Here is a 10,864-nt window from a genome sequence, read left to right as displayed (position 1 = left end):
CCTCGGTGTCGACGACCAGCTTTACGCACGGTCGCGCGCCGCACCAGAGAGTAACTTCGTCTTCACTCGATCGAGTCGGCGAGTTCCGCGTCCAGGATCCGGGCCCACTGCCGGACAATCCTCGCGCGCCGCGCGCCGTCGTCGCTGAGGATGTCGGCGAGGCCGAGGCCCCGGGCCATGTCGAGGGTGGCCTGGACGGTTTCGCGGACCCCGGGGCGGGTTTCGTCCGCGCCGAGGAGGGTGACGGCGGTGCGGTGGGTCTCGCGGCCGACGCGGGACTCCAGTTCGAGGACCCGGGGGCGAAGCTGGTCGTCCGTGCTGACCGCGACCCAGAGCTGGAGCGCGGCGCGGAACAGCGGTCCTGTGTAGAGGTCGACGAGCATGCCGACCACCGCCTGTGTGCGGTTCTGCCCCCGAGCCGGGAGCGCCGCCGCGCGGGCGTCGAGCTCGGCGCGGCGCTGGACCGCGACGTGCTCGACGGCGGCGGTGAAGAGGTCCTCCCGCGTCGGGAAGTGGTGCTGGGCCGCGCCGCGCGAGACGCCGGCGCGCTCCGCGACCACGGCCACCGTGCTGCCGGACCAGCCCACCTCCGCGAGGCAGTCGACGGCCGCCTCCAGCAGACGCTGCCGCGTCGCGCGGCTGCGATCCTGCTTGGGCGCCCTCGCGGAGGCGGAGGCAGGGGCGGGGGCAACGGATGGTGACGACACGGGCTGATCCTTTCCGCGACGAACTCTACGGTGCCCCCTGACCTGCTAGTACGACTTGGGCAGCCCCAACGTGTGCTGAGCCACGAAATTCAGGATCATCTCCCGGCTCACCGGGGCGATCCGCCCCACCCGCGCTCCCGTGATCAGCGCCGCGAGCCCGTACTCCGTGGCCAGGCCGTTGCCGCCCAGCGTCTGCACCGCCTGGTCCACGGCCCGGACCGCGACCTCAGCCCCCGCGTACTTGGCCATGTTCGCCGCCTCGCCCGCGCCGAAGTCGTCCCCCGCGTCGTACAGGAAGGCCGCCTTCTGCATCATCAGCTTGGCCAGCTCCAGCTCGATGCGTATCTGCGCGAGCGGGTGGGCCAGGCCCTGGTGCGCGCCGATCGGCGTGTCCCACACCGTGCGCCGCTTCGCGTAGTCGACCGCTCGGTCCAGCGCCAGGCGCGACATCCCCAGCGAGTAGGCCGCCGCCATGATCCGCTCCGGGTTGAGGCCCGCGAAGAGCTGGAGCAGCCCCGCGTCCTCGTCGCCGACCAGCGCGTCGGCCGGAAGCCGGACATCGTCGAGGAAGAGCTGGAACTGCCGCTCGGGCATCTGCAGTTCCATCTCGATCGGCCGGTACTCGAAGCCGGGAGTCTCCCTCGGCACGATGAACAGCGCCGGCTTGAGCTTGCCCGTGCGAGCGTCCTCCATGCGGCCGACGATGAGCGTGGCGTCCGCCGCGTCGACGCCGGAGATGAAGACCTTGCGGCCGGTGAGCAGCCAGTCCGAGCCATCGCGGCGCGCCGTGGTGGTCAGCCGGTGGGCGTTGGAGCCCGCATCGGGCTCGGTGATGCCGAAGGCCATCCGGCGGGTGCCGTCGGCGAAACCGGGGAGCCACTGCTGCTTCTGCTCCGGGGTGCCGAAGCGGGAGATGATGCTGCCGCAGATCGCGGGCGTGACCACCAGCATCAGCAGCGGGCAGCCGGAGGCGCCGAGCTCCTCCAGGACCAGGGCGAGCTCCTGGATGCCCGCGCCGCCGCCTCCGTACGCGGCGGGCAGGTTGACGCCGAGGAAGCCCAGCTTGCCCGCCTCGCGCCACAGTTCGTCGGCGGGACGATGCTCCTTGCCGCAGGCGAGGCTGTATTCGAGGCCGTAGCGGCTGCCGAGCGCGCGCACGGCGGCGCGCAGGTCGCGGCGTTCTTCCGATTCCACGAAGGTGCTGTCGAAGGTCGCGGTCATGGCTGCGGTGTCCCCTCCTCCGGGGTGATGCTGCCGGTGCTTTCTTCTTCGCTTTCGGTGCTGGGTGGCTCGCCGATGACGGCGAGCAGTGCGCCCGTGTCGACCTGCTGGCCGACGGTCGCGCGTAGTTCGGTGACCACGCCCTCCGCCGGGGCCGCGACGCGGTGCTGCATCTTCATGGCCTCCAGCCAGAGCAGCGGCTGTCCTGCCGTGACCCGGTCCCCCACCGCCGCCTCGACCCGGACGACCGTGCCGGGCATCGGCGCGAGCAGCGAACCGGCCGCCGCCTCGCGCTCCGGGTCGGGGAACCGTGGCAGCGCGCTCAGCGCGACCGCGCCGAGCGGCGAATCGACGTGGACCAGCTCGCCGTAGCGCGCGACCTCGAAAGCCCGCCGCACGCCGTCGACTTCGAGCACGACACGCTCGGGCGCGGACGCGACGAGCGCCACACCCGGGTGACTCTCGGCGACCAGGCCGCCGCGCGTCTCGCGATAGCGGACCTCGTGCTCGACGCCCTCCATCGCGTAGCGCTTGACCTGCGGCTGCGCGGGCACGTTGCGCCAGCCGCCGGTGACGGGCGTGCGCCTGGCCGCCGCGTCGGCGAGGGCGGCGGCCAGCGCGGAGAGCGCGACGCCGTCCTTGTCCGTCCCCGCGGTGAGGTCGTGCCGGGTGAGGAAGGCGGTGTCAACGCGACCCGCCAGGAATTCCGGGTGCCGCAGCACGCGGACCAGCAGGTCGCGGTTGGTCGTCAGCCCGTGGACGCGGGCCCGTGCCAACGCACCCGCGAGCCTGCGGGCGGCCTCCTCGCGGGTCGGCGCCCAGGCGATGACCTTGGCGAGCATCGCGTCGTAGTGGACCCCGACAGCGCTGCCGTCCTCGAAGCCCGCGTCGAGCCGCAACCCGGCTTCCTCCCCGCTCCGGGGCGGGGTGAACCAGGCGGTGACACCGGGCACTTCCAGTCGCTGGACCGTTCCGGTCTGCGGCTGCCAGTCGCGCGCCGGGTCCTCGGCGTAGAGGCGGACCTCGATCGCGTGGCCGCGCGGCGCAGGCGGCTCCGCGCCGGGGAGGCGGTCGCCCTCGGCGACGAGCAGTTGCAGCCGGACCAGGTCGAGGCCGGTGACGCACTCGGTGACCGGGTGCTCGACCTGGAGCCGGGTGTTCATCTCCAGGAAGAAGAAGCGCCCGTCAGGCGCGAGCAGGAACTCCGCCGTGCCCGCGCCGACGTAGCCGATGGCGCGGGCCGCCGCGCGAGCCGCCTCGTGCAGGCGGGCCCGCGTGTCAGCGTCGAGCAACGGGGCGGGCGACTCCTCGACGACCTTCTGGTGCCGCCGCTGGATCGAGCAGTCACGCTCGCCGAGGGCCCAGACGGTGCCGTGGGCGTCGGCGAGCAGCTGCACCTCGACGTGGCGGCCGGTCTCGACGTAGGGCTCGACGAAGACCTCGGCGTTGCCGAAGGCGGCCAACGCTTCGGCCCGAGCAGCGGCCAACTCGGCTTCGAGCGAGGCGAGTTCCCGCACCACCCGCATGCCACGGCCGCCTCCGCCCGCCGCGGCCTTGACCAGTAGCGGCAGATCCGCCTGCGTCGGCTCGCCCGACACCGTGAGCACCGGCACGCCGGCCGCCGCCATCAGCTCCTTGGCGCGCGTCTTGACACCCATCGCAGCGATCGCCTCCGGCGGCGGGCCGATCCAGACCAGCCCCGCGTCCAGCACCGCACGGGCGAACTCGGCGCTCTCGGAAAGGAATCCGTAGCCGGGGTGGATCGCGTCGGCGCCGGCCGCACGGGCTGCGGCGAGGATCAGGTCGGTGCGCAGGTAGGTGTCGCCAGGTGCCGCGCCGGGCAGCCGGACGGCGGCGTCGGCCTCGCGGACGTGCGGCGCGTCGGCGTCCGGGTCGGCGAAGACGGCGACGGTGGCGATGCCCAGGTCGCGGCAACTGCGGAAGACGCGCCGGGCGATCTCACCTCGGTTGGCCACCAGCACGGAGCCGATCACGGCATTCCTCTCACCTGCGGGGTCGTTGGTCATCGCGCCTACATCCGGAAGACGCCGTAGCCACCGCGCGCGCCGTCGATCGGCGCGCCGTGGACGGCGGAGAGGCAGAGGCCGAGGACGGTCCGGGTGTCGCGCGGATCGATCACACCGTCGTCGTAGAGGCGGCCGGAGAGGAACATCGGCAGCGACTCCGCCTCGATCTGCTGTTCCACCATCGCGCGCAGACCGGCGTCGGCCTCTTCGTCGTATGCCTGCCCTCGCGCGACCGCCGAGGCGCGGGCGACGATCGACAGCACGCCCGCGAGTTGCTGCGGCCCCATGACCGCCGACTTGGCGCTCGGCCAGGCGAAGAGGAAGCGCGGATCGTAGGCGCGACCGCACATCCCGTAGTGGCCGGCCCCGTAGGAGGCGCCGACCAGCAGGGAGAGGTGCGGGACACGGGAGTTGGAGACCGCGTTGATCATCATCGCGCCGTGCTTGATGATGCCGCCCTGCTCGTACTCACGGCCGACCATGTAGCCGGTGGTGTTGTGCAGGAAGAGCAGCGGGATGTCGCGCTGGTTGGCCAGTTGGATGAACTGCGTCGCCTTCTGCGCCTCCGCGCTGAACAGCACGCCCTGCGCGTTGGCCAGGATGCCGACCGGGTAACCGTGGATCCGCGCCCAGCCGGTGACCAGGCTCGGCCCGTAGAGCGGCTTGACCTCGTCGAAGTCCGAGCCGTCCACGACGCGGGCGATCACCTCGCGCGGATCGAAGGGCTGCCGCAGATCGGCGGGGACGATGCCGAGCAACTCCTCCTCGTCGTACTTCGGCGGCTCGACCAGCCCCGCGCCGACCGGTCCCGGGCCCTGCTTGCGCCACTCCAGCCGGGAGACGATCCGGCGGGCGCGGTGCAGCGCGTCGGCCTCGTCGGCGGCGAAGTGGTCGGCCAGTCCGGAGACGCGGGCGTGCATCCGCGCGCCGCCGAGCGACTCGTCATCGCTCTCCTCGCCGGTCGCCATCTTGACCAGCGGTGGGCCGCCGAGGAAGACCTTGGACCGCTCGTCGATCATCACGACGTGGTCGGACATGCCGGGGACGTAGGCGCCGCCGGCGGTGGAGTTCCCGAAGACCACGGCGATCGTCGGGATCCCGGCGGCGGAAAGCCTGGTCAGGTCGCGGAAGATGGCGCCGCCGGGGATGAAGATCTCTTTCTGACTGGGCAGGTCGGCTCCACCCGACTCGACCAGACTGATCAACGGCAGCCGGTTCTCCAGCGCGATCTGGTGACAGCGCAACGCCTTCTTCAGCGTCCACGGGTTGCTGGCTCCGCCGCGCACGGTCGGGTCGTTGGCCGTGATCAGGCACTCCGTGCCGGAGACACGTCCGATACCGGTCACCATGCCGGCGCCGACCGGGTACTCGCTGCCCCAGGCCGCAAGGGTGGACAGCTCCAGGAACGGCGTGTCCGGGTCGAGCAGCAGCTCTATTCGCTCCCGGGCCAGCAGCTTGCCGCGCGAGCGGTGCCGCTCCACGTACTTGGGCCCGCCACCGGCGACCGCCTTGGCGTGTTCGGCGTCGAGCTCGGCCAGCTTGTCGAGCATGGCCGTGCGGTGCGCGGCGAATTCCGGGCTGCGCGGGTCGACGCTGGTGGAGAGGACGGTCACAGCAGGGCCTCCGGGATGTCGAGGTGCCGGGAGCGCAGCCATTCGCCGAGGGCCTTGGCCTGCGGGTCGAAGCGGGCGCGCGAGGCGACGCCCTCGCCGAGGATGCCCTCCACGGTGAAGTTGAGCGCGCGGAGATTGGGGAGCAGTGTGCGGGTGACGGTCAGTTCGGCCGTCTCGGGGAGGAGTTCTTGCAGGCGGGCGACGGTGAGGGTGTGCGCGAGCCAGTGCCAGCCCTCGTCGCTGCGGGCCCAGAGGCCGATGTTGGCGTTGCCGCCCTTGTCGCCGCTGCGAGCGCCCGCGACGAGGCCGAGCGGTGCGCGGCGGGTGGGGCTGCCCGGGAGTGGGGGCGGGAGTTCGGGGTCCGCGACCTGTTCCAGCGGGCGGGCGACGGGCGCGGGTGGGATCGGCAGGCGCGTGCCGTCGGGCAGCACGGCGGTGTGCGGGACCTGGGCGGGGTCCGCTTCGAGCGCTTCGAAGATGCCGTAGGGCGTGCCCTTCTGTGGCATCCCGGCGAGGTGGAAGCCGGGGTAGCCGGCCAGGGCCAGCTCGATCGGCGCGGTGGCGACCGCGCGGCCGACGAGCGCGGCGTCCGCGTCGCGGGCGACCAGGCGCAGCAGCGCGCTGGCCTCCTCCTCGGTGGCGGCGTCAGGGTGATCGGTGCGGGCGAGCGTCCAGCGGAGCTCTGCCGGTTGCTGTTTCCCCAGCGACTCGGAGAGTTGACTCTGCATCAACTCGGCCTTGGCCTCGATGTCCAGGCCGGTCAGCACGAACACGGCCTCGCCGATCCAGCCGCCGAGCCGGTTCACGCCGACCTTGAGCGAGGGAGGCGGCGCTTCGCCGCGCACCCCGCTGATCCGGACGCGGTCCGGGCCGTCGGAGGTGAGCGTCACGGTGTCGAGGCGGGCGGTGACGTCGGGGCCGGCGTAGCGGGCGGGGCCGGTCTCGTAGAGGAGTTGGGCGGTGACGGTCTCGGTGGTCACCGCGCCACCGGTGCCGGGGTGCTTGGTGATGACGGCCGAGCCGTCGGCGTGGATCTCGGCGAGCGGGAAACCGGGGTGGCCGAGCCCGCCGGGGATCTCGCGGAAGAAGGAGTAGTTGCCGCCGGTCGCCTGCGTCCCGCACTCCAGCACGTGCCCGGCGACGACGGCCCCGGCGAGGCGGTCCCAGTCGTCCGCCGCCCACCCGAAGTGCGCGGCGGCCGCGCCGCTGACGAGCGCGGCGTCGGTGACCCGCCCGGTGACGACGATGCCCGCGCCGGCGTTCAGGCATGCGGTGATCCCCCACCCACCGAGGTACGCGTTGGCCGCGAGCGCGTCCGGACGCCGGGCCCGGACGTCGGCCAGCACGTCGTCCCCCTCGACGTGCGCGATCCGCGCGGCCCCGAGCCCGAGCCGCTCGGCGAGCTCCCGCAGGCGGTCGGCCAATCCGGCGGGGTTGAGGCCTCCGGCGTTGACGACGATCCTGACCTGCCGGTCGAGGGCGAGGCCGAGGCACTCCTCCATCTGCCGCAGGAACGTCTTGGCGTAGCCGAGCGACGGATCCTTGAGCCGGTCACGCCCGAGGATCAGCATGGTCAGCTCGGCCAGATAGTCCCCGGTCAGCACGTCCAACGATCCACCGGTCAGCATCTCGCGGACGGCGTCGAAGCGGTCCCCGTAGAAGCCGGACGCGTTCCCGACTCGCAGTAGCCCTTCGGGCACGGCGGCTCTCCCCTCACCTCTGGCGTGGCACAGCGCGGCAGAGCCAGCCTGGCAAGGACACAAGAAACAATCAAGCGTGCTTGCTTGATTTCACCGAAGAGTGAACGGCTGGGCAATCACGCACTCATCGGCGGGGTGGTCGCGGCGGGCCACCTCGACCATTGCGGGCGACAGGTCGATGCCGAACGGATCCAGACCCAGCGAGCGCAGATGGGCCGTGATCCGCCCCGCCCCGCATCCCACATCTGCTACCGCACGCCTGATCGGCGAAGAGCGCCAAGGCCGCGCGTTCATAGGGCGTTTCGTCCAGGAGGTGGCGAAACCGGTCCGCGTAGCCGACAGCGACCGTGTCGTACCGAGGTCCGGGTGTCTGCCAACCAGCGTTCGGTGTTCATAGCCGCACGCGCTAATGCTCTGCTGCACACCACCGCGGCCTGCGGACCTCGGCAAGAGGTCCGCAGGCCGCGGTCACTGACGGTGAGGGATCAGTGCAGGATCGCGTGGCTGATGGCGCAGCTGCTGGTGTCGTTGGACCAGCTGGCCTGCTCGGCGTAGGTGCCGAAGGAGCCGAAGGAGATGTTGGCGGCGCCGCCCGTGGTGCCGGGGGCGAGCCAGGCGCACTCGTCGGAGTTCTCCTGACCGGCGTACGACGAGGTGGTGTGGTTGGTCCAGCCGCCCGCCGGGTTCTGGTCGGACATCATCTCGTGCCACTCGTGACCCAGAGTCATCGTGTAGCCGTCGAGGGTGCCGTTGGAGTTGACGAAGTTGACGCCGCAGGAGGCGCCCAGGTCCATGTTGTACGGCTGGTTGCTGAACGCGATGTCGCCGTAGGGGGAGGTGACGGCGCCGCCGGTGAGGGTGGTGTCACCGTTGTAGTCGTGCCAGGCGCAGTACCCGGTGGTCGGGTTCTGGTAGTCGTCCGGGTTCACGCCGTGGGGCGAGAGGATGACGTAGTAGGCGTCCCGGTTCGACGCGGCCGTCGTGTTGCCGAAGTGAGCGGCCGCGTTGACGGACTCCACGCCGAGCTGGTGGCCGCTCGCCTTGGCGGGCGAGGCGGCGGAGTTGTCGTACCAGACACCGGCGAGCACGCCACCGGCCTGGTAGGGGATGAAGTTGGCGTTCGACGGGCAGCTGGTCGCGCCCTTGGCCACGTTCGGGCCGTCGCACCACTGGGTCAGGTCGGCCGACCAGGTCTCGCTGTTGGTGCCGATGCCCTTGAACATCTGCTGCGCGGCGCTCGCCGCACCGTCCGCGTCACCGCTGAACTTGGCGTTGCCGTTGGCGTCGGTGGTCTGGGTGCCCCACTGGGTGCCGTAGAAGACCAGGTAGACCTTGGAGTGACCGCTCTGGACGCCGATGCCGTCCACGCCGCCGCCGTAGGACAGGGTCTTCGGGTTCGTCCGAGACTGGGGCGCCATGTGGGCGGCGGCAGTCTGCGCCCGGGTCGGGAAGACGCCGTGGCGGTGGGCCTGCTGCGAGACCGGGTTGGCCGGCGCGGCAGCGGAGTGCTGCGCGGTCGCGGCTATCGCGGCCGAGGACCCGGCTATCGCCAGAGTGAGGCCTGCGGCGAGGGCGAGTCCGGTCCGGATGGAACGGCGAGCGGTGGACGGGCTGATCACGTGGTTCTCCTTGAGTGAAGGCAGTACCTCGGCGAACGGCTGTCGCCCGGATCGGGTGGAACGCGGGCGGCAGACCATGGTGCGACCGCACGCAAAGGGGTTGACCCTACGGCGGGTTGGGCATGGTGGTGCGGGCGACTCCTGTGACCACCCTTTGCCGGGGTGGCAGCTGGGCGTGAACGCTAGCGAGCCGTCGGGGGCGGCGGCAAGGGGTAGCGGAAGATGATCCTCATTTTTGGCAAACTCCCAGCGAACGCCGAGCATCGGGGAGCGGTGGCTGCGGTCCGCGCCGCGCACCTGCCGGGGGGAATCCTCACCCGGTCCGACCTGCGCCGACGCGTCGTGGGGCGAGCACGAAGAGGGCGTGGGACGGCTCGCCCTGTACAGAGCCGACCAGTTCTACCCCGCGGCCTTCGATCTCGCCGCAGCGGTCAACGCCGCCCCGGCCCGCCTGGCCAAGGCACCGCGCCAGCCGATTCGTGGCCCAACGCGGGCAATTCGACGGCAGCCGAAGGGCGCCGGTCGCCGGATCGAGAACACTCCGGCGGGAGATGCAGGGGTTCAACAGCCGGGGCGAGGCGCGTGACCAACGCCGAGTCAGACCCCCCGCAGCATCAACGCCTTGGTGCACTGGTTCACCGAGCGGGGCACGCGCCGAACGGGCGGCGGGCCAGGCCCGCCGCCCTGCTCAGCCGGCCGCTCGTCAGAGCCGCTGAATGATCGTCCCCGTCGCCAGCGCGCCGCCCGCGCACATCGTCACCAGCGCGAACTCCTTGCCGCTGCGCTCCAGTTCGTGCAGCGCCGTGGTGATCAGCCGCGCGCCCGTGCAGCCGACCGGGTGGCCCAGCGCGATCGCGCCGCCGTTGACGTTGACCTTCTCCATGTCGGCCTTCATCACCTGAGCCCAGGACAGCACCACCGAGGCGAAAGCCTCGTTGATCTCGACGATATCGATGTCCTTGAGCGTCATGCCCGCTTTGCCCAGCACCGCTCGGGTCGCGTCGATCGGGCCGTCCAGGTGGTAGTGCGGGTCCGCGCCGACCAGCGCCTGCGCGACGATGCGCGCCCTCGGCGTCAGCCCCAACGCCCGTGCGGCGCGCCGCGAGGCCCACATCACGGCGGCCGAACCGTCAGAGATCTGCGAGGAGTTGCCCGCCGTGTGGATCGCCGTCGGCATTACCGGCTTCAGGCCCGCCAGCCCCTCCGCCGAGGTGTCGCGCAGGCCCTCGTCGCGGTCGAAGAGCCGCCACATGCCCTGCCCGGCCGCCTGCTCCGCCTCCGTGGTCGGCACCTGCACGGCGTAGGTCTCACGCTTGAACCGCTCCTCCGCCCAGGCCTGTTGGGCCCGCTGCTGCGAGAGCACGCCGAGCCCGTCCACGTCGGCGCGGGTCAGCCCGCGGTTGCGGGCGATCCGCTCCGCCGCCTCGAACTGGTTGGGCAGGTCGACGTTCCACTCCTCGGGGAACGGACGCCCGATGCCGCCCGCCGAGCCGCTGCCCAGCGGCACGCGTGACATCGACTCGACGCCGCAGGCGACGCCCACGTCGATGGCGCCCGCCGCGATCATGTTGTGAATCATGTGGTTGGCCTGCTGCGACGAACCGCACTGGCAGTCCACGGTGGTGGCCGGGACCTCGTACGGCAGGCCCATCGCGAGCCAGGCGTTGCGCGCCGGGTTCATCGACTGCTCGCCCGCGTGCGTGACCGTCCCGCTGACGATCTGCTCGACCACGTCCGGCTGCACGCCTGTGCGCGCGAGCAGTTCGCGGAAGGTCTCGCCGAGCAGGTAGGCGGGGTGCAGGTTGGCGAGCGCGCCGCCCCGCTTCCCGATGGGGGTTCGTACTGCCTCGACGATGACGGGCTCAGCGGCCATGAGCAGTCCCTCCCGACTGGCCTAGAACTGATACTCGTTCTAGTTCTGCGGACCTTTGTATTCGCCGCAGAGCCCTCGCGCAAGGCCCTTGCATCCACTAGAAC

Annotated in this window: 8 protein-coding genes; all 8 read right to left on the bottom strand. The window is 71.7% G+C overall.

Going from position 1 to position 10,864, the window contains the following annotated elements:
• Nucleotides 1-62 precede the first annotated feature (62 nt).
• A complete protein-coding gene (locus tag ABIA32_RS21460) occupies nt 63-707 on the bottom strand; it encodes a TetR/AcrR family transcriptional regulator (protein WP_370097789.1) in 645 nt (214 codons plus the stop codon).
• A 45-nt stretch (nt 708-752) separates the two neighbouring features.
• Nucleotides 753-1,928, bottom strand: coding sequence for an acyl-CoA dehydrogenase family protein (locus tag ABIA32_RS21455; RefSeq protein WP_370097786.1), 1,176 nt, complete (start codon nt 1,926-1,928; stop codon nt 753-755).
• A complete protein-coding gene (locus ABIA32_RS21450; RefSeq protein ID WP_370097783.1) occupies nt 1,925-3,922 on the bottom strand; it encodes a biotin carboxylase N-terminal domain-containing protein in 1,998 nt (665 codons plus the stop codon). The genes ABIA32_RS21455 and ABIA32_RS21450 overlap by 4 nt, the downstream gene beginning before the upstream one ends.
• 38 nt (nt 3,923-3,960) lie before the next feature.
• The gene (locus ABIA32_RS21445; protein ID WP_370097780.1) at nt 3,961-5,568 is read right to left on the bottom strand and encodes an acyl-CoA carboxylase subunit beta; all 1,608 of its coding nucleotides are present in this window, start codon (nt 5,566-5,568) and stop codon (nt 3,961-3,963) included.
• Nucleotides 5,565-7,268, bottom strand: coding sequence for an acyclic terpene utilization AtuA family protein (locus tag ABIA32_RS21440; protein WP_370097778.1), 1,704 nt, complete (start codon nt 7,266-7,268; stop codon nt 5,565-5,567). The genes ABIA32_RS21445 and ABIA32_RS21440 overlap by 4 nt, the downstream gene beginning before the upstream one ends.
• Nucleotides 7,269-7,358: 90 nt before the next feature.
• Entirely contained in the window at nt 7,359-7,562 is a 204-nt protein-coding gene (locus ABIA32_RS21435; protein ID WP_370097776.1) for a trans-aconitate 2-methyltransferase, read from the bottom strand.
• Between the two features lie 191 nt (nt 7,563-7,753).
• The gene (locus tag ABIA32_RS21430; RefSeq protein WP_370097773.1) at nt 7,754-8,887 is read right to left on the bottom strand and encodes a hypothetical protein; all 1,134 of its coding nucleotides are present in this window, start codon (nt 8,885-8,887) and stop codon (nt 7,754-7,756) included.
• A gap of 703 nt (nt 8,888-9,590) precedes the next feature.
• Entirely contained in the window at nt 9,591-10,760 is a 1,170-nt protein-coding gene (locus ABIA32_RS21425) for a steroid 3-ketoacyl-CoA thiolase (protein WP_370097770.1), read from the bottom strand.
• Nucleotides 10,761-10,864 lie beyond the last annotated feature (104 nt).

It is taken from the genome of Streptacidiphilus sp. MAP12-20, from assembly GCF_041262525.1.
GTDB lineage: Bacteria > Actinomycetota > Actinomycetes > Streptomycetales > Streptomycetaceae > Streptacidiphilus.
This window is presented reverse-complemented; position numbering and strand designations above follow the sequence as displayed.